Raw genomic sequence first — 22,467 nt, forward strand, 5'->3', positions numbered from 1 at the left:
CCTGGCCGATTATGGATACGTCAGGCGTTACAGTATTTCTTTTTAATCACCACGACCAGCGTACCTAACAGTCCGGCGACCAGTAGCGCGACGGGAAGGATCATTAAAAATGTCATTACCTGGTCTTCATGGCGCTTAACAAACGGGATCATACTGAGCGCGTAGCCGAAGCTGGTCACGACAGTCACCCACAGCAGGCCGCTTAACCAGTTAAAAAACTGAAACCGGCGGTTGGACAGGCCGGAAATACCCGCCATTGTTGGCAGCAGCGTGCGGACAAACGCCAGAAAGCGCCCGGCAAGCAACGCTAACAAACCGTGACGGTCAAACATGCAGGTGGCGCGCTGATGATATTTTGCCGGAAGCTGCGCCAGCCAGCCCTTGACGGTACGCGTATTACCGAGCCAGCGTCCCTGGATATAACTTAGCCAGCAGCCGAGACTGGCCGCGGCGGTGAGAATGCCAATCGTCGGCAAAAAATGCATCACATCCTGGGCGATCAACGCGCCTGCCAGTAGCAGCAGACTATCGCCGGGTAAGAATGACGCTGGCAGCAGACCGTTTTCTAAAAATAGCGTGGCGAACATGACAAAGTAGACGACGCTAACAACGTGTGGATTCGCCAGCGCGGCAAAATCATGTTGCCAGAGCGCAGCGATAATATCTTGAATGACAGCCATGAACTTTCCTGTGGAACAGCATTTACGCTTTTATCTGCCTATTGTACTCCTGAATCGTCCGGGATGCCTTGATCCCGGACGCAACAAACGCAGACTTTTCCACGGAAATTGTCTGCATATATGTCCATCCCCGGCAACTTTACACAATTCTGGCGAAGCCGGCGGCTAAATCAGCGATCAAATCATCAACACTCTCTAAACCAATATGCACCCGAACCAGCGTACCGGTAAAATCTACGCCGCCTGCGGGACGAATCGCGGCGATCTGTTCCGGCTGATTAGCAATAATCAGCGATTCGTAGCCTCCCCAGGAGTAGGCCATACTGAACAGCGAAAAGTTATCCAGATAGGCTGATAATTCTGCCTCGGTCAGCTTTTTATTGAGCACAAAGGAGAACAGGCCGCTGCTACCTGTAAAGTCTCGTTTCCAGAACGCATGACCTTTGCTACCCGGCAGGGCCGGATGATTAACGCGCGCGACCTGAGGATGGTTCGCCAGCCATGCGGCGATTTTGAGGCTGCTTTCTTGATGCTGGCGCAGTCGGACGCCGAGCGTGCGCAGCCCGCGGCTGGTCATATAAGCCGTGTCGGCGTCGAGCATTTGCCCCATCAGATAGGCGTTTTCCCGCAATTGTTCCCAGCAGCGCGCATTTGCAACGGCAGTACCGACCATCGCATCAGAATGACCAATCAGATACTTAGTGCCCGCCTGGATAGAGATATCAATATCGAACTCCAGCGCTTTGAACAGAACGCCAGCCGCCCAGGTATTATCAATCATGATGACGGCTTCTGGCGCGACGCGTCTGACCGCACTGACAATGGTCGGAATATCATGTACTTCCATGGTAATAGAACCGGGGGATTCCAGAAAAACGACTTTCGTGTTCGGCTGAATATGTTGCGTGATATCAGCGCCGATAAGCGGGTCGAACCAGCTTGTCGTCACGCCCAGTTTGCCGAGAATTTTGCTGCAGAAATCCTGGCTGGGTTCATAGGCTGTGTTGGTCATCAGGATGTGGTCGCCCTGCTCAACGAATGCCAGAATGGTGTTGGCGACCGCCGCCGCGCCGCACGGGAAGAGCGCGCATCCGGCGCCGCCTTCCAGTTCACACATGGCTTCCTGGAGCGAAAAGTGGGTCAGCGTTCCCCGGCGTCCGTAAAATAATTCGCCGTTGGCGCGATTGCGGGTAGCGTGTTTTTTGGCCTCGACGGTGTCAAACACCAGTGAAGAAGCGCGTTGAATCACACTATTCACTGAGCCAAGCGTGTATTTTTTGCTGCGTCCTGCGTTTACCAGTTTGGTATCCAACTGTTTATCCGTCATGTTGCGTTTCCTGATTTTAACCGTCTGGATGTCTAAACTAGCATGAATATAACCATCTGCACCCTGGCGACGTGTGATACAGATGAAAATTTTGCCAAAATAAAAACAGGTGGCTTTTTTAATGCGTAAGCGCAAAGAAAAAGCAGTAAAGGTGCGGCAGTATGTAAATAGTAATGAGAACGACTATCAATTCGACGTTGTTTTGATATTATTATGCTCAGATTTTGTGATTTGCGTCCTGGAGATACAGAGTGGGTAATAATTTGATGCAGACGGATCTCTCCGTCTGGGGTATGTATCAGCACGCCGATATTGTCGTGAAGTGCGTGATGATTGGTCTGATTCTGGCGTCAGTCGTCACCTGGGCTATCTTCTTCAGTAAAAGCGTTGAATTTTTCACGCAAAAGCGCCGCTTAAAGCGTGAACAACTGCAATTAGCCGATGCACGCTCTTTAGATCAGGCTTCCGACATTGCGGCAGGTTTCAGCGCAAAAAGCCTCAGCGCACAGCTCATCAATGAAGCGCAGAATGAACTGGAACTCTCTCAGGGCAGCGAAGATAACGAAGGGATTAAAGAACGTACCGGCTTCCGTCTGGAACGTCGCGTCGCGGCAGTTGGCCGCTATATGGGACGAGGCAACGGTTATCTGGCGACGATCGGCGCCATTTCCCCCTTCGTCGGGTTGTTTGGCACCGTATGGGGCATTATGAATAGTTTCATCGGTATTGCGCAAACGCAGACCACCAACCTGGCGGTGGTTGCTCCTGGTATTGCGGAAGCGCTGCTGGCGACGGCGATTGGGCTGGTGGCCGCGATTCCGGCGGTTGTCATTTACAACATCTTCGCACGTCAGATAGGCAGTTACAAAGCGACGCTGGGCGACGTGGCGGCGCAGGTATTGCTGCTGCAAAGCCGCGATCTCGATCTGAATGCGAGCGCCAGTGCGCAGCCGGTACGCGCCGCGCAGAAATTACGGGTAGGGTAATGCGTCATGGCAATGCGTCTTAACGAGAACCTGGATGACAACGGCGAAATGCATGAAATCAACGTGACGCCGTTTATCGATGTCATGTTGGTTCTGCTGATTATCTTTATGGTGGCTGCGCCGCTGGCGACGGTGGACGTCAAGGTGAATCTGCCCGCTTCTACCAGTACGCCACAGCCGCGCCCGGAAAAACCGGTTTATCTGTCGGTGAAAGCGGATAACACCATGTTTATCGGTAACGATCCGGTGACGGATGATACGATGATTGCCGAGCTAACGGCCCTGACGGAAGGGAAAAAGGATACTACGATTTTCTTCCGCGCGGATAAAACCGTAGAGTATGAAACCCTGATGAAAGTGATGGATATGCTGCATCAGGCGGGCTATCTCAAGATTGGTCTGGTCGGCGAAGAGACCGCGAAAGCGAAATAAGTATTCTGCTGATGCTGCAGGCCGGGTAAGGCGAAGTCGCCACCCGGCTTTTTTATTGCCTAAGATGGCGCCTTGCGTAACAGAAGTGCGCCATCTTAATCGACTTCATGCGTTAGCCTAAATGCTCCCCGCCGCACACGCCGTGCACTTCTGCGGTAACGTAACTGGATTCCTGGCTTGCCAGATAGACATACACCGGCGCCAGCTCTGCCGGTTGGCCGGCCCGCTTCATTGGCGTCTGCTGACCAAACTGCGGAATTTTATCCTGGGTTTGACCGCCGGAAATTTGCAGCGCTGTCCAGATAGGGCCTGGCGCGACAATATTCACACGAATTCCTTTTTCCGCCACCTGTTTCGCCAGGCCACGGCTGTAATTGAGGATTGCCGCCTTGGTTGCCGCATAATCCAGCAGGTGCGGACTGGGCTGATACGCCTGGATAGACGACGTCGTGATAATACTGGCGCCTTTTGGCAGCAGCGGAATCGCTTCCTGGGTTATCCAGAACAGGGCAAAAACGTTAACGGCGAAGGTTTGCTGAAATTGCTCGCTGGTCAGATCTTTTATCTCCGGGATTGCCGTCTGTTTACCGGCCACCAGCGCCAGAATGTCCAGCCCGCCCAGCGCTTCACGCGCCTTATGGACCAGCGAACGGGCGAAAGATTCGTCGCTAAGATCGCCTGGCAATAACACCGCTTTACGGCCGCACTCCTCAATCAGCGCTTTAACCTGCTGGGCGTCCTCTTCTTCCGCTGGCAGATAGTTGATCGCGACATCTGCGCCTTCACGCGCGTAAGCGATAGCGGCAGCACGCCCAATTCCGGAGTCGCCCCCTGTCACCAGCGCCTTACGATCTTTAAGGCGACCACTGCCGACATAACTTTTTTCGCCACAGTCAGGAACAGGCGTCATTTTCGCCTGGACGCCGGGCGCCGGCTGTTTTTGCTTAGGATACTCGCCGGTGTAATACTGCGTGGTAGGGTCGTATAGATGAGACATTGAGCTTCTCCCTTCAGGTTGAACACCCTTTAAGCGTAGACACTTTTACTACCGTAAGAGGGAGATTCAGAACGATCCTTATGCTTCGCCCGTATTCACAACAGAGTTAACTAGCCATGAAGGTTATTTTTCTTGCCGTGCGACGGTGGTGACGTTGCGCGTCCGGTAGTCGCCATCGGAAAGCTTACGCATCAGACGTAGGGTTGCCGTCTCGCGAGCCAGCAGATGCTGCCAGTCACTTTCAAGACGAGACATAATTTTGTCTCGTAATTCAGGATGCTGCTCGATAATGGCATTGATGGTCGCGCCATAAATCTCCTCTTTGACCTGTAACGCATACATCTCCCGTCGGTTTTGCCACTTCAGGCGCACTAACGCCGCCGGTATGGATACCACCTCCTGCGTTACCTTTTCCAGGGTGGCATTTTTGCTGGCGATTAGCGCTGCAAGATTTTGCTTTAAGATAAATTCATCACTTTTATGGTTGTCTAAAGCCAAATAAACGTTATTGTCTTCAACTTCTTTCATCTTTTTCTTCCAGTGAATAAAATAGCGGCATATTGGTTTCGCGAGTGATTAAATTAAGCCAAATGGCATTGCCTTTTTCATTTATCATTGCGGTTTTATCCGCCAGTATTTTACTTAGCGTTTGGGCATCAATATCGCCTTCTGCCTGTAGTGCGTTTATCAGGCGGGCAAACGTTTCAATTTTAGCCACACAATACAGACGTTCTTTAATATGACGGTCGCGTTCTTCAAATAATACGTTTCTGTGTTGCCCGGCAGCGTTAGCGCTAATTAAAATATCTGGCTCGTAATCGCTGAGTTTTGTCTTTCCCTTAGGCAAATTTTTACTGTTTTCTGTGGCTTCAGGGGGCGGCGATGACAGGCGAAAATGAGAGGAAACCAGATGCTCAGGAAGCATGACTAAATATCCTTTACGATCAGTGGCATACTATTTTTAATAGTGTAGGTTTCGTTGACAATAACATGGTGTAATTTTAAAATCAAAAAAAATGGAGCCTGCTATGAACAGTATTTTTTATTCTGTTATTATATTGCTATTACTGACCGGCGCGATACTCTTCCTGATGTGGGAGGTTAATAAAAAACGTCCTGGTGGAAAAATCGTAAATTTAAATCAAACTGAACCCATGACAAAGGAAGAGGGCGAAGATCATTTTTCAGTATTAATGAATTCGATAACGCCGGTATGGTACTGGCGCGTTAACCATGAATATATCGATTTCCTTCATGCAACGATAAAACGAATGACAATGACTGAGTTGAATGAAACGCCTGGATTATTTGACGCACAGCGTCGTTGCAGCGACCTTAACTCTGCCGTTTATAAGTATTACGACAATATTAAGAAGCGTTGTCTGAACGGAGAAAAGGTGCCGTATTCGGATTTGGACGTCCTGAATTTACGTCAGTGTTTTCGGGAGTTCAGTCTTGAGGCCTACCCGGCATTGGTCGCGCTGGTATGGCCGGAATATCAGCGTCCACAGGTTAAACCGGATGAGATTTAGAGCCTATCCCATTAGGGCTATTTTACTTGCCATTTTGGACCTGGGCAGTGCTCAAAATCCTCACGTACTACGTGTACGCTCCGGTTTTTGCGCGCTGTCCGTGTCCAAACTGGCTGCGCCAATAACGCCTGGTGGGATAGGCTCTTAACTGCATGTTGATCTGATGTTGCATGGTTGAGATATACTGTTGCTGGTTTTAGTTACCTGACAGGTCCCTATGGAACGCTTTCTTGAAAATGTAATGTATGCGTCTCGCTGGCTGCTCGCGCCGGTGTATTTTGGCCTCTCTTTGGCGCTGATCGCTTTAGCGCTAAAATTTTTCCAGGAAATTTTACACGTTCTGCCGAACGTTTTTGCCCTGGCGGAGGCCGATCTGATTCTGGTGCTGTTATCGCTGGTTGATATGACGCTGGTCGGCGGGTTGCTGGTAATGGTCATGTTCTCCGGGTATGAGAATTTTGTCTCTCAGCTGGATATCTCTGCGGGCAAGGAGAAGCTGAACTGGCTGGGGAAAATGGATGCGACTTCGCTAAAAAATAAGGTGGCGGCATCGATAGTCGCTATCTCTTCCATTCACCTGTTACGCGTGTTTATGGACGCGAAAAACGTCCCGGATAACAAATTAATGTGGTATGTCATCATCCATCTGACCTTTGTCCTGTCGGCATTCGTGATGGGCTATCTGGACAGATTGACGCGGCATAACCATTGAGCCGCCGTCAACGGCGGGGCAGCCGGGCAAAGGATACTGAGCCCGGCTGTAAAACAGCGCTTCTTTAGCGGTAGATAACCGTCTCCCTGCAGCCTTACGCAATATTTTTACTACATCTATTCATTTACTCAGTAATAAGACTGAAAGATTTTCTCTGCGTTCACAGATATATAACATCTACGGGTACGTGAACGGCGATAACTGTAAAAAAATGGAGAATGCATTATATATTCTCCGCGCCTTGCCGATAACGAGAGTGCGTCATCGTCTGATGACTAATCTCTTATATTCAGCAAGGAAATTCATATGCGTTTGCTGCAAAACTTTACTATTCGTATGGTCATGCTGACGATACTGGGACTTTTTTGTCTACTCTGGTCGGGGGTGGGGTTATACAGCGTCCATGCTTTATCCGAAGTTTCGGAAGGAAATGATATTGACCGGCATCTTGTGCGGCAAATGACGGTGCTAAGCCAGGGTAACGATCAATATTTCCGCTTTGTTACCCGCCTTAGCCGCGCGATGGATGTAAAAATCGGCGGCGGCACGCCCGATTTTGCGCCCGCCCGGCAGTCGCTCGAGAATATGCGTCAGAAGCTGGAGGAGATGAAAGCGCTATCGCCAGGGCCGATGAACCCTGATATCTCAAGGGAGGTCTTGTCCAACTGGCAGGCCTTGCTGGAGAAAGGCGTCGTTCCTCAAATGCAACTGGCACAGCAAGGATCGCTGACCGCCTGGAGCGAACATGCCAGTACGGTCACGCCCGCACTCAGTCGCGCGTTCGGCGCCAGCGCGGAACGGTTTAGTCATGAAGCTGGCGCCATGCTGGATAACACACGTGTGATGGTCGATGGTAAAACCTATACCATCCGCATCCTGCTTATCACGGCGGTGATTCTGGGCATTGCCATCCTGATTTTTACCGATCGCTATCTGGTTGCAATGATGGTGAAACCGCTGGAGCGCATCCGTCAGCAATTTCAGCGCATCGCGCAAGGCGATCTTAGCCAGCCGATTGAAGCGTTGGGGCGTAACTGCGTAGGCCGGTTGGTGCCGCTACTGCGCGCGATGCAGGACAGTTTACGCGAAGCCGTGAGTACGATCCGCGCCGGAAGCGACAATATCTGGCGCGGCGCGACGGAAATTTCTACTGGTAATAACGATCTCTCTTCCCGAACGGAAGAACAGGCCGCCGCGCTGGAAGAAACTGCCGCCAGCATGGAACAGCTTACCGCAACGGTAAAAATGAACGCCGAACACGCTCGCCAGGCGAGTCAGCTTGCGGATGCCGCCTCGCTAACGGCAGGAAAAGGCGGTGAACTGGTTTCCGATGTGGTAGAAACAATGAACGGTATTTCCGCCAGTTCGCAGCAGATCGCCGAAATTACTACCGTGATTAATAGTATTGCTTTCCAGACCAATATTCTGGCCTTGAACGCAGCGGTAGAAGCGGCCAGAGCGGGCGAGCAGGGACGCGGCTTCGCGGTGGTCGCCGGTGAGGTACGTAACCTGGCCAGCCGCAGCGCGGGGGCGGCGAAAGAAATTGAAGCCTTAATTGGCGAATCGGTACGTCGCGTAGCGCAGGGCGCGCAGTTGGTCCAGGAGACCGGTGCGACGATGGAAGCCATCCTGCGCGGCGTCACGGAAGTGACGACGATTATGAAACAGATCGCATCCGCCTCCGAAGATCAGAGTAAAGGTATCTCTCAGGTTGGCGTGGCGATCACGCAAATGGATAGCGTTACGCAACAAAACGCCGCGCTGGTTGAGCAGGTTTCCGCGGCGGCGGCGGCGCTGGAACGGCAGACGGAGGATTTGCAACGCTCCGTACAGCAGTTCCGGCTTTCCGCTAGTGAGCCGCAACAACGCGTAACGGCGAAAGCGGCGCCTGGCGTTCAGAGAATGGCGTCGGCTCCCGCACAGTCGACTGATGAATGGGTTTCCTTCTGATGTGAAGCAAAAAAGCGCGTAATGCGCTGGCCTTCATTTAATTAGTCGCTATATAATTTATTATATAGCGACTAAGGAGGTCAGATGAATAATCATTTTGGGAAAGGGTTAATGGCTGGGTTGCACGCGCCATATGCATATAGCGCGCATCATGCGGTGAATTTCTGTTCTGAGTATAAACGTGGCTTTGTATTGGGTTTTACACACCGTATGTTCGAAAAGACCGGCGATCGTCAACTTAGCGCGTGGGAGGCCGGAATTCTGACGCGTCGCTATGGTCTGGATAAAGAAATGGTGATGGATTTCTTTAAAGAGAATCATTCCGGGATGGCGGTTCGCTTCTTTATGGCCGGTTATCGACTCGAAGGTTGATCCAACAGGGGTATTATCTTGCTTTAATTAATTACACTATCGCCTCTTCCCTTCGTTTTACTGTTCCGTCGAAGTATTATGGCGCACATAACCATAAAAAAAGTGTGGTAAATGGCGTACCGATCGCAATAACTTCTTCGCGAACAGTGCAAAATAAAAGCCAGGTCTTCGTAACGGAATAACTATAAAATGACTGGAGATAATACTCTCATCACTTCTCACGGCATTAACCGTCGTGATTTCATGAAGCTTTGTGCAGCACTGGCCGCTACTATGGGGCTCAGTAGCAAAGCCGCCGCAGAAATGGCAGAATCGGTATCCAATCCACAGCGTCCGCCCGTTATCTGGATTGGCGCTCAGGAGTGTACCGGTTGTACCGAATCACTGCTTCGTGCTACACACCCAACCGTTGAAAACCTCGTTCTGGAGACCATCTCTCTGGAATACCACGAGGTACTTTCCGCCGCATTCGGTCACCAGGTCGAAGAAAACAAACATAACGCTCTGGAGAAGTATAAAGGGCAATATGTTCTGGTGGTGGATGGTTCTATCCCACTAAAAGATAACGGTATCTACTGCATGGTTGCCGGCGAGCCGATCGTGGATCACATCCGCAAAGCCGCCGACGGCGCAGCCGCGATTATCGCTATCGGTTCCTGCTCGGCATGGGGCGGCGTTGCTGCGGCTGGCGTAAACCCAACCGGCGCTGTCAGTCTGCAGGAAGTCTTACCGGGCAAAACGGTTATCAATATTCCAGGTTGTCCGCCAAACCCGCATAACTTCCTGGCGACTGTCGCGCATATCATCACTTACGGCACGCCGCCGAAGCTGGATGCGAAAAATCGTCCAACCTTTGCCTATGGCCGTCTGATTCATGAGCATTGCGAACGTCGTCCACACTTCGACGCAGGCCGTTTTGCCAAAGAATTTGGCGACGAAGGTCACCGTCAGGGCTGGTGTCTCTACCATCTTGGCTGTAAAGGGCCGGAAACCTGGGGCAACTGTTCTACGCTACAGTTCTGCGACGTTGGCGGCGTCTGGCCAGTGGCGATCGGTCATCCTTGCTATGGCTGTAACGAAGAAGGTATCGGCTTCCATAAGGGCATTCACCAGCTTGCTCATGTCGAAAACCAAACTCCGCGTTCAGAGAAACCTGACGTCAATATGAAAGAAGGCGGCAATATCTCTGCGGGCGCTGTCGGTCTGCTTGGCGGCGTAGTCGGTCTGGTTGCCGGCGTCAGCGTGATGGCGGTACGTGAACTGGGGCGTCAGCAAAAGAAAGATAACGCTGACTCACGGGGAGAATAACCGTGAACAGACGTGACTTTATTAAAGCAGCCTCCGGTGGAGCATTGCTGTTGGGCGCCGCGCCGTCTGTCAGCCATGCGGCTGCAGAAAACCGTCCGCCGATTCCAGGTTCGCTGGGCATGCTGTATGACTCCACTCTGTGCGTGGGCTGTCAGGCCTGCGTCACAAAGTGTCAGGATATCAACTTCCCGGCGCGTAACCCGGAAGGGGAGCAGACCTGGTCGAACAACGACAAACTGTCGCCGTATACCAATAACATTATCCAGGTATGGCGTAGCGGCACGGGCGTGAACAAAGATCAGGAAGAGAACGGCTATGCCTACATCAAGAAACAGTGTATGCACTGCGTCGATCCTAACTGCGTTTCCGTTTGTCCGGTGTCGGCGCTGAAAAAAGATCCGAAAACCGGCATCGTCCACTATGACAAAGATGTCTGCACCGGCTGCCGTTACTGTATGGTCGCCTGCCCGTACAACGTACCTAAGTACGACTACAACAACCCGTTTGGCGCGCTTCACAAGTGTGAGTTGTGTAACCAGAAAGGCGTTGAGCGTCTGGATAAAGGCGGTTTGCCTGGGTGCGTGGAAGTTTGTCCGGCAGGGGCCGTCATTTTCGGTACTCGTGAAGAGCTGATGGCGGAAGCGAAAAAACGTCTGGCCCTCAAACCAGGCAGTGAATATCACTATCCGCGCCAGACGTTAAAAACGGACGACACCTATCTGCATACGGTGCCTAAATACTATCCACACCTCTACGGTGAAAAAGAGGGCGGTGGTACTCAGGTGCTGGTGCTGACAGGCGTTCCTTATGAAGATCTGGATCTGCCGAAGCTGGATGACCTTTCAACCGGAGCGCGCTCCGAGCATGTTCAACACACGCTTTATAAAGGCATGATACTACCCCTGGCTGCGCTGGCGGGCTTAACCGTGCTGGTTCGTCGTAATAGCAAAAACGACCATCACGATGGAGGAGACGATCATGAGTCATGATCCAAAACCGCTGGGCGGAAAAATCATCAGTAAACCGGTCATTATTTTTGGACCGTTAATCGTCCTGTGTATGCTCCTTATCGTGAAGCGTCTGGTCTTCGGGTTGGGCTCCGTTTCCGACCTGAACGGCGGTTTCCCGTGGGGCGTCTGGATTGCCTTTGACCTGTTGATCGGCACCGGCTTTGCCTGCGGCGGTTGGGCGTTGGCATGGGCGGTGTATGTCTTTAACCGTGGGCAATACCATCCGTTGGTGCGCCCGGCATTGCTGGCAAGCTTGTTTGGTTACTCGCTGGGCGGCCTGTCGATCACTATCGACGTCGGTCGTTACTGGAACCTGCCGTACTTCTACATTCCAGGTCACTTCAACGTGAACTCGGTACTGTTTGAGACGGCGGTCTGTATGACCATCTACATCGGCGTGATGGCGCTGGAGTTTGCGCCTGCCCTGTTTGAACGTCTGGGCTGGAAAGTGTCGCTCAAGCGTCTGAATAAGGTGATGTTCTTTATTATCGCGCTGGGCGCGCTGCTGCCGACGATGCACCAGTCCTCAATGGGGTCATTGATGATCTCGGCGGGCTATAAAGTGCATCCGCTATGGCAAAGCTATGAAATGCTGCCGCTGTTCTCGGTTCTGACCGCGTTTATCATGGGCTTCTCTATTGTCATATTTGAGGGTTCGCTGGTTCAGGCTGGCCTGAAAGGAAACGGTCCGGATGAGAAAAATTTGTTTGTTAAGCTGACGAATACCATCAGCGTGCTGCTGGCGATTTTCGTCGTCCTGCGCTTTGGCGAACTGATTTATCGCGACAAGCTGTCCTATGCGTTTGCCGGCGATTTTTACTCCGCTATGTTCTGGATTGAAGTCGTCCTGATGGTCTTCCCGTTAGTGGTGCTGCGTGTGGCGAAACTGCGTAATGACTCTCGTATGCTGTACCTGTCGGCGCTGAGCGCGCTGTTGGGCTGCGCGACGTGGCGTCTGACCTATTCGCTGGTGGCATTCAACCCGGGTGGCGGCTACCACTACTTCCCAACCTGGGAAGAATTGTTGATTTCTATTGGTTTTGTGGCTATTGAGATTTGTGCATACATCGTACTCATTCGTCTACTGCCGATACTTCCTCCTTTAAAACAAAACGATCATAATCGTCATGAGGCGAGCAAAGCATGAGCCAGAGAATTACTATTGATCCGGTAACCCGTATTGAGGGTCATTTACGCATTGACTGCGAAATTGAGAACGGCGTCGTATCCAAAGCATGGGCGTCCGGCACCATGTGGCGCGGTATGGAAGAGATCGTGAAGAACCGCGATCCGCGCGATGCGTGGATGATTGTGCAGCGTATTTGCGGCGTTTGTACGACAACTCACGCGATCTCCTCCGTTCGTGCGGCGGAAAGCGCGCTGAATATTGATGTTCCCGTCAACGCGCAGTATATCCGTAATATTATTCTGGCGGCGCATACCACCCATGACCACATTGTCCATTTCTACCAGCTCTCTGCGCTGGACTGGGTGGACATTACCTCTGCGCTGAAAGCCGATCCGGAAAAAGCCTCCGCGATGCTGGATGGCGTGTCGAGCTGGCACCTGAACAGCGCGCAAGAGTTCACGAAAGTTCAGAACAAGATCAAGGATCTTGTCGCCAGCGGTCAGTTAGGTATTTTCGCCAACGGCTACTGGGGGCACCCGGCAATGCAGTTACCGCCGGAGGTCAACCTGATTGCGGTCGCTCACTATCTGCAGGCGCTGGAATGTCAGCGTGACGCTAACCGCGTGGTGGCGTTGCTGGGCGGTAAATCGCCGCATATCCAGAACCTGGCGGTCGGTGGGGTGGCGAACCCGATCAATCTCGACAGCATCGGTACGTTGAACCTTGAACGCCTGATGTACATCAAATCGTTTATCGATAAGCTGAGCGATTTTGTCGAGCAGGTGTATAAAGTGGATACCGCAGTCATCGCGGCCTACTATCCGGAATGGCTGGAGCGTGGCAAAGGCGCTGTGAACTACCTGAGCGCGCCGGAATTCCCGACCGACGGTAAAAACGGCAGTTTCCTGTTCCCGGGCGGTTACATTACCAATGCCGATCTGTCGACATACCGTCCGATCACCTCTCACTCCGACGAGTTCCTGATTAAAGGTATTCAGGAGAGCGCGAAGCACGCCTGGTATAAAGATGAAGCGCCGCAGGCACCGTGGGAAGGCACTACGATCCCGGCTTACGACGGTTGGTCGGATGACGGTAAATACTCATGGGTCAAGTCGCCGACATTCTACGGCAAAACCGTAGAAGTCGGGCCGTTGGCGAACATGCTGTGTAAACTGGCTGCAGGTCGTGAATCCACCCAGACTAAGCTCAATGAAATCATTGCGCTTTATCAGAAGCTGACCGGCAAAACGCTGGAAATGGCGCAACTTCACTCTACGCTGGGTCGTATCATCGGGCGTACCGTTCACTGTTGTGAACTGCAAAACATATTGCAGGATCAATACAACGCGCTGATTGTAAATATCGGCAAAGGTGATTACACCACGTTTGTGAAGCCGAACATTCCGGCGACGGGCGAGTTCAAGGGCGTGGGCTTCCTGGAGGCGCCGCGCGGTATGCTGTCTCACTGGATGGTGATTAAAGACGGTATTATCAGTAACTATCAGGCAGTGGTGCCATCGACCTGGAACTCAGGTCCGCGTAACTTCAACGATGACGTGGGGCCGTACGAACAGTCGCTGGTCGGTACGCCGATCGCCGATCCGGCGAAGCCGCTGGAAGTGGTACGTACCATCCACTCCTTCGACCCTTGCATGGCGTGCGCGGTACACGTGGTGGACGCCGATGGCAATGAAGTGGTCTCGGTGAAGGTTTTGTAATGCGGATATTAGTCTTAGGGGTCGGCAATATTTTGCTGACCGATGAAGCCATCGGGGTGCGTATTGTTGAAGCGTTAGAGCAACGATACACCCTGCCGGATTTCGTTGAGATTCTGGATGGCGGTACGGCGGGAATGGAACTTCTTGGCGATATGGCGAGTCGGGATCATTTGATCATTGCCGACGCCATCGTGTCGAAAAAGAACGCGCCGGGAACCATTATGGTACTGCGCGACGATGAAGTTCCGGCGCTGTTCACCAACAAAATCTCCCCCCATCAGCTTGGACTGGCCGACGTATTGTCGGCCCTCCGCTTTACCGGCGAGTTTCCGAAGAAACTGACCCTGGTCGGCGTTATTCCACAGTCGCTGGAACCGCACATCGGCTTAACGCCAACCGTCGAGGCGATGATTGAACCTGCGCTTGAGCAGGTTCTTGCTGCGCTGCGTGAATCCGGCGTCGAAGCAATTCCTAAGGAGACGGCGCATGTCTGAAACGTTTTCCGGATTCGACACGGCGCCCGTCGCCCGGGTTCAGGCGGCGTTTGAAGAGATAGCCCATCGTTCGATGCACGATCTTTCGTTTCTGCATCCGACTATGCCTGTGCATGTCTCTGATTTTACGTTGTTTGAAGGACAATGGACGGGCACGGTAATTACGCCGTGGATGTTAAGCGCATTAATCTTCCCTGGCCCGGACCAGATCTGGCCCGGGCGTACCGTCGGTGAAAAACTCGGTCTGCAACTGCCTTATGGCACGATGACCTTTACCGTTGGCGAACTGGAAGGCGTTTCGCAATATCTTGCCTGCTCGTTGATGTCGCCGCTTTCCCGTAGCCTGTCGCCGGAAGAGGGCGTCCGGCTGGCGGATGACTGCGCGCGGATGCTGTTATCCCTGCCGGTAAGCAATCCTGATGCGCCGCAGACAAGCCGGCGTGCGTTGCTGTTTGGCCGTCGGAGCTGTGAGAATGCATGAGCTGTCTCTTTGCCAAAGCGCCGTTGAAATTATTCAGCAGCAGGCAGAACAGCACGGCGTGGCGCGCGTCACCGGCGTATGGCTGGAGATAGGCGCGCTTTCGTGCGTTGAAGAGCGCGCGGTTCGTTTCAGCTTTGACATCGCCTGCCAGGGGACTTTAGCGCAAGGGTGCGAATTGCACATCGACTACAGACCGGCCCAGGCCTGGTGCTGGGATTGCAGTCAGGTGGTGGAAATTCTCAGGCATGACGCGCAATGTCCGCATTGTCATGGCGATCGCCTGCGGGTGGATACCGGCGATTCGTTGAAAGTAAAAAGTATTGAGGTCGAATAACCCGCATTTTATTTCAGGTGGTTAATTATGTGTATTGGCGTCCCCGGTCAGGTGCTGGCCGTCGGAGATGATATTCACCAGCTTGCGCAGGTGGAAGTGTGTGGCATCAAACGTGATGTCAATATTGCTCTGATTTGTGAAGGTAAGCCAGCCGATCTGATAGGGCAATGGGTATTGGTACATGTTGGTTTTGCGATGAGCATCATTGACGAAGACGAAGCGAAAGCCACGTTAGATGCGCTGCGCCGCATGGAGTACGACATCACCAGCGCGTGATCCCTTAATCACCTCTATTATATCGCTCTATAATCGTTGTATAATTATTTATATATCGATTATGGGGCGAAACCTATGAATAAATTTTTGCGCCAGCTCTCTCTGCTGGCGTTGCTTTTTTGCTGGCCGTTAATGTCACAGGCGGCGCGTACTTTTACCGATCAAATTGGCCGCCAGGTCACGGTTCCCGACACCGTCGACAGAGTGGTGGTGCTCCAGCATCAAACGCTCAATCTCCTTGTACAGATGAATGCCACTGACAAAATCGTTGGGGTCATGGCGAACTGGAAACAGCAATTAGGCGACGGCTATGCGCGTCTGGCGCCGGAACTGGCGCAAAAAGCCTCGCTGGGCGATCTAACGCACGTTGATCCTGAAAAACTGGTGGCGCTGCGCCCGCAGGTGGTGTTTGTCACGAATTACGCTCCGCAGGAGATGATCGACAAGATCAGCCGTCTTGGCATTCCGGTGGTGGCGATTTCGCTGCGCCATGATGTTGCTGGCGAGCAGGCTAAAATGAACCCGACCCTGGCCGATGACGAGCAGGCTTATAATCGCGGGCTGCGTGAAGGAATAACGCTGATTGGCGATATCGTCAATAAACCGCAGGAGGCGAAAGCGCTGATTGAGGCGATGGATAAAGGTCGCAAGATGGTCAGCGACCGTTTGCAGTCGGTTCCTGAAAATGAGCGGGTTCGCGCCTATATGGCGAATCCGGAGCTGACCACCTACGGTTCCGGTAAATATACCGGTCTGATGATGGCCCATGCGGGGGCGCTGAATGTAGCGGCATCCTCGGTGAAAGGCTTTAAGCAGGTGACAATGGAGCAGGTGATCGCCTGGGATCCACAGGTGATCTTTGTCCAGAATCGCTATCCGAAGGTCGTCAATGAGATCCTGCACAATCCCCAGTGGCAGGTCATTGGCGCGGTGAAGCATCATCGGGTTTACCTGATGCCGGATTATGCCAAAGCCTGGGGATATCCGATGCCGGAGGCGGTGGGAATCGGCGAACTGTGGATGGCGAAAAAACTCTATCCGGAAAAATTCCACGATATTGACATGCAAAAGGCCGCTAACGACTGGTATCAACGTTTTTACCGTACTGACTATCAGGGCGTACAGTGATGCGAATACTGGCTGCGGGGAGCTTGCGCGTCGTCTGGCCGCAGCTAATGGCGGCGTTTCAGGCGGATGCGGTATGTGATTTCGGTCCGGCGGGGCTGTTACGTGAACGCATCGAAGCGGGCGAAGCGTGCGACTTTTTTGCTTCGGCGAACCTGGCGCATCCGCAGGCGCTGCTGGAAAGCGGGCGGGCGCTGCGGGTCGCGCCTTTTACGACGAACCGTTTGTGTCTGAGCGTGCGGGCACAGGCGATGCGTGAAGGCGAGGACTGGCTGTCGCTGTTAACCCGGCGGGATCTGCGGATCGGCACCTCAACAGCAGGTTGCGATCCTTCCGGCGATTATACGCAGCAGCTTTTTTCGCGGATGGGCAAGGAGGGCGAAGCGGTCCGAAAACGCGCGGTAGCGCTGGTTGGCGGCAGGCAGACTTTGCCGTTACCGGCGGGCCGGCTGGCGGCGGAATGGCTCATCAATCATGATTACACCGATATCTTTATCGGCTATGCCAGCTATGCTCCCAGGCTACGGCTGGTTAATTCGCTGCGAGTGGTTGATATCCCGGAACCTTATAATCCCGTGGCTGAATATGGCTTTGCCTGCCTGAGCGAGCAGGGAAAAACGCTTGCCGACTTTTTAATATCAGCACGGGCGAGGTTGATTCTCATGCAACATGGGTTTAGTGAAGTGCCGAATATGACACACTCGCAGAACGGATAAGCGAAGCGTCAGCAGGGAATACCATGCCGGATGACGACATTACTACCTCATCCGGCCTCATGGTTTAACTTTGACGTTTATCTTCGGTATGGTTTTCGAAGTCGCTGGCGTCATGGCGTTCGTGAAGCTGTTCGTTCAATGGGCCGTTGGTCCGGTTGACAATGCGCCCCCGCTTTACCGCCGGACGTTCGGCTACCTGTTTCGCCCAGCGTTGTACGTTTTGATAACTTCCGGCATCCAGAAACTCCGCTGCATCATAGACATTCCCCAGCACCACGTTGCCGAACCACGGCCAGATGGCCATATCGGCAATAGTGTACTCTTCTCCCGCGACATACGGGTGGTGAGCTAACTGCTTATCCAGCACGTCCAGCAGACGCTTGGCTTCCATGGTGAAGCGATTAATGGCGTACTCAATTTTTACCGGCGCATAATGATAGAAATGACCGAAACCGCCACCGAGGAACGGCGCCGCGCCCTGTAGCCAGAACAACCAGTTAAGGGTTTCTGTGCGCTTAGCCAGATCCTGCGGCAGGAAATGGCCAAACTTATCCGCCAGATAAACAAGAATTGCGCCCGACTCAAAAACTCGAATCGGCGGGTTGTGTGAATTATCGCGCAGCGCCGGAATTTTTGAGTTCGGATTGATGTCAACAAAGCCGCTGGAGAACTGATCGCCCTCGCCGATGCGAATCAACCAGGCGTCATATTCGGCGCCGGTCACGCCCAGCGCCAGGAGCTCTTCCAGCATAATGGTCACTTTCTGGCCGTTAGGCGTCCCCAGCGAATAAAGCTGTAACGGATGTTTGCCGACGGGCAGCGTTTTGTCGTGCGTCGGGCCGGAAACCGGGCGATTAATGTTAGCGAACGCGCCGCCGCCGGATTTATCCCACGTCCAGACTTTTGCGGGTTGATAAGTATTATCTGCCATATTGACCTGCCTTCACAGTGGTGGTGTTGAAGCAGTGTAGCAGCTTGCTAACCTGACATTTAACCGATTGGGACATTCCGGCGAGTGAAATTTTAACCTTCTGGCCTCAGTGTGCCTTATTGAGGTGTATGATTATGTCGACCTCTGTCCGGTTAGTGTCACAGAGCAGACAATCAGAGCGAAATCACGCCAGGCTGCTCAGGCGGTCTTGTTTTGAGGTAAGTGCATGAGCAAAGGAACCACCAGTCAGGATGCCCCCTTCGGGACATTATTGGGTTACGCCCCCGGCGGCGTAGCGATCTACTCTTCAGATTACAATTCCCTCGATCCGTGGGACGACGACGACGCAGCTTTTCGTAGCTACATCGACGATGAATACATGGGGCATAAATGGCAGTGCGTGGAATTTGCCCGCCGTTTTCTCTTTCTGAATTATGGCATTGTTTTTACTGACGTCGGCATGGCCTGGGAAATCTTCTCGCTGCGTTTTCTGCGCGAGGTCGTGAATGACAATATTTTGCCTTTGCAGGCCTTCCCGAACGGTTCGCCGCGCGCGCCGGAGGCCGGGGCGCTGCTCATCTGGCAAAAGGGCGGCGAGTTTAACGAAACCGGGCACGTTGCGATTATCACCCAGCTCCTGGATAACAAAATTCGTATTGCTGAGCAAAACGTTATCCACACGCCATTGCCGCCAGGGCAGCAGTGGACTCGCGAACTGGAAATGGTCGTAGAAAACGGGTGTTACACCCTGCGCGACACCTTTGATGACACGACGATTTTAGGCTGGATGATCCAGACCGACGACACGCAATACAGTTTGTCACAGCCTGACATCGCGAATCAGTCGCTGGCGATTCGCGGCGCAAGACTGCCAGAGAAAGGTCAGTTTGACGGTCAGTGGCTGGATGAGCGCGATCCGTTACAAAAAGCCTATGTACAGGCGAACGGACACGTTATCAATCAGGACCCGTACCAGTATTTTACCATCACCGAGAGCGCTGAACAGGAGCTTATCAAAGCGACCAATGAGTTGCATTTGATGTACCTGCACGCCACGGACAAAGTTTTAAAAGACGATAATCTGCTGGCGCTATTCGATATCCCCAAAATTCTTTGGCCGCGTCTGCGCCTCTCCTGGCAGCGCCGTCGTCACCATATGATCACCGGTCGTATGGATTTCTGCATGGATGAACGCGGGCTGAAAGTCTATGAATACAATGCCGATTCCGCATCATGCCATACCGAAGCGGGATTAATTCTCGAAAAATGGGCAGAGCAGGGCTATACCGGTAAAGGGCATAACCCGGCGGAGGGCTTAATTAACGAGCTGGCAGGCGCCTGGAAACACAGTAAAGCGCGTCCTTTCGTCCATATCATGCAGGATGATGATATCGAGGAGGACTATCACGCGCAGTTTATGCAGCAGGCGCTGCATCAGGCCGGTTTCGCGAGCAAAATTCTCCGCGGGCTGGGCGAGTTGCGCTGGGATGACGCCGGGCAGTTGATCGATGGCGACGGACGGCTGGTGAATTGTGTCTGGAAAACCTGGGCGTGGGAAACGGCGATGGAGCAGATACGCGAAGTCAGCGAGACGGAGTATGCCGCAGTGCCTATTCGTACCGGGCACCCGGAAAATGAAGTCCGGCTGATTGATGTATTACTGCGCCCGGAAGTGTTGGTGTTTGAACCGCTGTGGACGGTGATCCCGGGTAACAAAGCGATCCTGCCCATCCTGTGGTCGCTCTTCCCGCATCATCGCTATTTGCTCGACACGGATTTTACCGTTAACGATGAGCTGGTGCAGACCGGCTATGCGGTAAAACCGATTGCCGGACGTTGCGGTAGTAATATTGATTTGGTGAGCCATCAGGAAGAGCTCCTGGATAAAACCAGCGGCAAGTTCGCCACGCAGAAAAATATCTATCAGCAGTTGTGGTGCCTGCCGAAGGTCGCCGGGAAGTATATTCAGGTCTGTACGTTTACCGTGGGCGGTAACTACGGCGGTACGTGCCTGCGCGGCGATGATTCATTAGTCATTAAAAAAGAGAGCGATATTGAACCGTTAATTGTCATCAAAGCGTAACGGGGTCATTCTCGTCGGGATATCGGCGTGGGTGCCGATATCCCGCCTGTTGTGTTTACCAGCGAACGGCTGTCAGCCTGCCATTTACTGGTAACATATGAGAAATAATATCACAAATTATTCTTAACTTTTCTGACGCAGGCGGTGACGCTCGCCGCGTTGGCGCATCCGTTTCCAGATTTTCGTCTAATCGGTACTTTTTGCGGCCGGTTACGCCGCCCCCTATCCCTTTGGATTTAGGTCATGCCTGTTTGGCTGGTAAACGGACAGCATAATATATTGACGAGTTTAAATGATATTGTTAGTCATATAAAAAGTTTACGTTAGGTTATTTTTCTATTGCAAAAGTTTGCGTTTAAACCCTGTCTGCAATCTTCGGGCCGAAATATAGATACACCTAAGTAAATGCAGTTAATTATTATTATCAGCCTTGTAAATGATATTTGCGTATAAAGCGAAGCGACTTCCATTATGACTATTAATAGTATTGTTGAATAGTTTACTTTGTAATTATTTAAGTTTGGTGGACGTTTTGTCTTATTCTGGTGAGCGTATGGTTATGGCAGATGACAGCCGATTTTTCATTATGTTAGCATGAGTTGATAATACTTTATCCAGGCATAGATCAGGATGTCCACATATAATAAGGAGAATGGTATATGTTTAAAAAAGTATTAGGCTTGCGCCACTGGAATAATAATGTTGTAAAAATACCGCCGCCAGCAGCAGAATCTGGCGCTAATGCGTCTGACGTGGTGGTGGATACTCCTGAGCCTTATGAGCGGATACTGTGTCAAAAAATTCTGATGGGGATCTCGACGATCGATATCATTCGTAATGCCATCATTAAGTCCTGTGAGCAGCTCAACATTGAAAAAGAACGCATTAATGAACTTAACGAACAGAATGATAAAGCCAGAAGTTCATTAAAATCGCTCGTGGAATTTATCACCGAAATTGGCACGACTTCATCGGATATTGGCTGTCGTATGGGCGACTTAAATACCTCTTTAACGCAAATTAATGCGTGTATTAAAGAGATACAGAAGATCGCTAACCAGACCAATTTGATAGCGATTAACTCCGCGATCGAGGCCGCGCGCGTAGGGGATGCCGGGCGTGGTTTTAGCGTTATTTCGAAAGAGGTGAAAAACCTGTCCGAAGATGTTAAACACAGTTCGAAAAGCGTCAGTACGTTAACCTCTGTAATCAAAGATAATACGGCCAGAGTGAGTGAGGTGCTGGATAACCAACAGCCGGTTATTGATAATATTACGACTAACATAAATCAAATTGTGGAGTCTATTGGCATCGTCATCGATAAATCGCTGAGCATGAAATCGGTCATGCAGTACATCTCTACGGTGCAGTTTTTGAATATTGTCAAAGTTGACCATGTTATCTGGAAAATGGAAGTCTACAAATTACTCTTAAATAAAGACATAAACAGTAAAATAACGATGCACGATCAGTGTCGGCTGGGGAAATGGTACTACGGTTTTGAAGGGCAGCAGTTTAGCAATTACTACAGTTTCCGTAGTCTGGAAGCGCCGCATAAAGAGGTGCATACCGCTGGTCACTCTGCGCTGAACTATTTTGCCGCAGGCAATATGAATGCGATGTCGCAAGAACTCGACAGAATGGAGCGATCCAGTAATGAGGTGGTTAACCAGCTGGAAATGCTGGCTGTCGATTTGTTAAAAGAAACCACACTGTGAAGTCATGAGTTATTACCGTATAACCAACAGGAGCCATCATCAACAGGACTGATGTATCACATTTTCTGCACTGGAGTTATTCCGGACAGAGAAAAGAAGCATGACGCAGAAGATGGCTGTGTTTGTTTACCCGAATCACTTACCTTAGTAAGTGAT

24 protein-coding genes are annotated in these 22,467 nt (G+C 51.9%); 18 read left to right on the forward strand and 6 right to left on the reverse strand.

The features are described from left to right. Positions 1-20: 20 nt before the first annotated feature. Together yghB and metC are read right to left on the reverse strand one after the other, a co-directional pair. The gene (gene yghB / locus ACLD3P_RS09060; RefSeq protein WP_000268441.1) at positions 21-680 is read right to left on the reverse strand and encodes a DedA family general envelope maintenance protein YghB; all 660 of its coding nucleotides are present in this window, start codon (positions 678-680) and stop codon (positions 21-23) included. A gap of 139 nt (positions 681-819) precedes the next feature. Continuing rightward, complete coding sequence (metC, locus tag ACLD3P_RS09065) at positions 820-2,007, reverse strand: cystathionine beta-lyase (protein WP_000130270.1); 1,188 nt, start codon at positions 2,005-2,007, stop codon at positions 820-822. Positions 2,008-2,258: 251 nt separating this feature from the next. Here metC and exbB point away from each other — a divergent pair, with 251 nt between their 5' ends. Both exbB and exbD read left to right on the forward strand, forming a co-directional pair. Further along, positions 2,259-2,993 (forward strand): tol-pal system-associated acyl-CoA thioesterase, encoded by a 735-nt coding sequence (gene exbB / locus ACLD3P_RS09070; protein WP_000527859.1) that lies wholly within the window; start codon positions 2,259-2,261, stop codon positions 2,991-2,993. A 6-nt stretch (positions 2,994-2,999) separates the two neighbouring features. Further along, entirely contained in the window at positions 3,000-3,425 is a 426-nt protein-coding gene (exbD, locus tag ACLD3P_RS09075; RefSeq protein WP_001251476.1) for a TonB system transport protein ExbD, read from the forward strand. A 112-nt stretch (positions 3,426-3,537) separates the two neighbouring features. Here exbD and ACLD3P_RS09080 read toward each other — a convergent pair whose 3' ends face one another. The 3 genes from ACLD3P_RS09080 to ACLD3P_RS09090 form a co-directional block, all read right to left on the reverse strand. Next, complete coding sequence (locus ACLD3P_RS09080) at positions 3,538-4,422, reverse strand: SDR family oxidoreductase (protein WP_000019032.1); 885 nt, start codon at positions 4,420-4,422, stop codon at positions 3,538-3,540. Between the two features lie 123 nt (positions 4,423-4,545). Further along, entirely contained in the window at positions 4,546-4,950 is a 405-nt protein-coding gene (locus ACLD3P_RS09085) for a hypothetical protein (protein WP_000665656.1), read from the reverse strand. Further along, positions 4,937-5,347 (reverse strand): hypothetical protein, encoded by a 411-nt coding sequence (locus tag ACLD3P_RS09090; RefSeq protein WP_131046549.1) that lies wholly within the window; start codon positions 5,345-5,347, stop codon positions 4,937-4,939. Before ACLD3P_RS09090 ends, ACLD3P_RS09085 begins: the two co-directional genes overlap by 14 nt. Positions 5,348-5,450: 103 nt before the next feature. Between ACLD3P_RS09090 and ACLD3P_RS09095 the strand changes: the two genes are divergently transcribed. The 14 genes from ACLD3P_RS09095 (at position 5,451) to ACLD3P_RS09160 (ending at position 17,579) form a co-directional block, all read left to right on the forward strand. Beyond that, complete coding sequence (locus ACLD3P_RS09095) at positions 5,451-5,954, forward strand: ESA_00282 family adhesion-associated protein (RefSeq protein WP_001084409.1); 504 nt, start codon at positions 5,451-5,453, stop codon at positions 5,952-5,954. 217 nt (positions 5,955-6,171) lie between these two features. Further along, the gene (locus ACLD3P_RS09100; protein ID WP_000439335.1) at positions 6,172-6,666 is read left to right on the forward strand and encodes a TIGR00645 family protein; all 495 of its coding nucleotides are present in this window, start codon (positions 6,172-6,174) and stop codon (positions 6,664-6,666) included. A gap of 306 nt (positions 6,667-6,972) precedes the next feature. After that, on the forward strand, positions 6,973-8,616 hold the full coding sequence (locus ACLD3P_RS09105; RefSeq protein WP_023138731.1) for a methyl-accepting chemotaxis protein: 1,644 nt from the start codon (positions 6,973-6,975) through the stop codon (positions 8,614-8,616). Positions 8,617-8,700: 84 nt separating this feature from the next. Then, positions 8,701-8,988, forward strand: coding sequence for a DUF2623 family protein (locus tag ACLD3P_RS09110; protein WP_001059119.1), 288 nt, complete (start codon positions 8,701-8,703; stop codon positions 8,986-8,988). Positions 8,989-9,177: 189 nt separating this feature from the next. Next, positions 9,178-10,296, forward strand: coding sequence for a hydrogenase 2 small subunit (gene hybO, locus ACLD3P_RS09115; RefSeq protein ID WP_000145429.1), 1,119 nt, complete (start codon positions 9,178-9,180; stop codon positions 10,294-10,296). Positions 10,297-10,298: 2 nt separating this feature from the next. Then, the gene (hybA, locus tag ACLD3P_RS09120) at positions 10,299-11,285 is read left to right on the forward strand and encodes a hydrogenase 2 operon protein HybA (protein ID WP_001081721.1); all 987 of its coding nucleotides are present in this window, start codon (positions 10,299-10,301) and stop codon (positions 11,283-11,285) included. Beyond that, complete coding sequence (gene hybB / locus ACLD3P_RS09125; protein WP_000017678.1) at positions 11,275-12,453, forward strand: Ni/Fe-hydrogenase cytochrome b subunit; 1,179 nt, start codon at positions 11,275-11,277, stop codon at positions 12,451-12,453. The genes hybA and hybB overlap by 11 nt, the downstream gene beginning before the upstream one ends. After that, the gene (gene hybC, locus ACLD3P_RS09130) at positions 12,450-14,153 is read left to right on the forward strand and encodes a hydrogenase 2 large subunit (RefSeq protein ID WP_000083044.1); all 1,704 of its coding nucleotides are present in this window, start codon (positions 12,450-12,452) and stop codon (positions 14,151-14,153) included. The genes hybB and hybC overlap by 4 nt, the downstream gene beginning before the upstream one ends. Beyond that, positions 14,153-14,647 (forward strand): HyaD/HybD family hydrogenase maturation endopeptidase, encoded by a 495-nt coding sequence (locus ACLD3P_RS09135; protein ID WP_001221962.1) that lies wholly within the window; start codon positions 14,153-14,155, stop codon positions 14,645-14,647. Before hybC ends, ACLD3P_RS09135 begins: the two co-directional genes overlap by 1 nt. After that, entirely contained in the window at positions 14,640-15,128 is a 489-nt protein-coding gene (hybE, locus tag ACLD3P_RS09140) for a hydrogenase-2 assembly chaperone (protein WP_000004951.1), read from the forward strand. The genes ACLD3P_RS09135 and hybE overlap by 8 nt, the downstream gene beginning before the upstream one ends. Then, a complete protein-coding gene (gene hypA, locus ACLD3P_RS09145) occupies positions 15,121-15,462 on the forward strand; it encodes a hydrogenase maturation nickel metallochaperone HypA (protein WP_000544945.1) in 342 nt (113 codons plus the stop codon). The genes hybE and hypA overlap by 8 nt, the downstream gene beginning before the upstream one ends. A 27-nt stretch (positions 15,463-15,489) precedes the next feature. Beyond that, positions 15,490-15,738, forward strand: a complete 249-nt coding sequence (gene hybG, locus ACLD3P_RS09150; protein ID WP_000334887.1) for a hydrogenase maturation factor HybG — start codon at positions 15,490-15,492, stop codon at positions 15,736-15,738. A 75-nt stretch (positions 15,739-15,813) separates the two neighbouring features. Next, on the forward strand, positions 15,814-16,866 hold the full coding sequence (locus ACLD3P_RS09155) for an ABC transporter substrate-binding protein (protein WP_131046548.1): 1,053 nt from the start codon (positions 15,814-15,816) through the stop codon (positions 16,864-16,866). After that, the gene (locus ACLD3P_RS09160; protein ID WP_131046547.1) at positions 16,866-17,579 is read left to right on the forward strand and encodes a molybdate ABC transporter substrate-binding protein; all 714 of its coding nucleotides are present in this window, start codon (positions 16,866-16,868) and stop codon (positions 17,577-17,579) included. Before ACLD3P_RS09155 ends, ACLD3P_RS09160 begins: the two co-directional genes overlap by 1 nt. A gap of 64 nt (positions 17,580-17,643) precedes the next feature. Here the strand turns inward: ACLD3P_RS09160 and yghU are convergent, their stop codons facing one another. Continuing rightward, positions 17,644-18,510 (reverse strand): glutathione-dependent disulfide-bond oxidoreductase, encoded by an 867-nt coding sequence (yghU, locus tag ACLD3P_RS09165; RefSeq protein ID WP_000774852.1) that lies wholly within the window; start codon positions 18,508-18,510, stop codon positions 17,644-17,646. 226 nt (positions 18,511-18,736) lie between these two features. Between yghU and gss the strand changes: the two genes are divergently transcribed. Together gss and ACLD3P_RS09175 are read left to right on the forward strand one after the other, a co-directional pair. Beyond that, positions 18,737-20,593 (forward strand): bifunctional glutathionylspermidine amidase/synthase, encoded by a 1,857-nt coding sequence (gene gss, locus ACLD3P_RS09170; RefSeq protein ID WP_131046546.1) that lies wholly within the window; start codon positions 18,737-18,739, stop codon positions 20,591-20,593. A gap of 659 nt (positions 20,594-21,252) precedes the next feature. Further along, positions 21,253-22,311 (forward strand): methyl-accepting chemotaxis protein, encoded by a 1,059-nt coding sequence (locus ACLD3P_RS09175; protein ID WP_024797624.1) that lies wholly within the window; start codon positions 21,253-21,255, stop codon positions 22,309-22,311. Positions 22,312-22,467 lie beyond the last annotated feature (156 nt).

Origin of the sequence: Salmonella sp. 741265073_HBA (genome assembly GCF_046569105.1) — a bacterium.
Classification (GTDB): Bacteria; Pseudomonadota; Gammaproteobacteria; order Enterobacterales; family Enterobacteriaceae; genus Salmonella; species Salmonella enterica.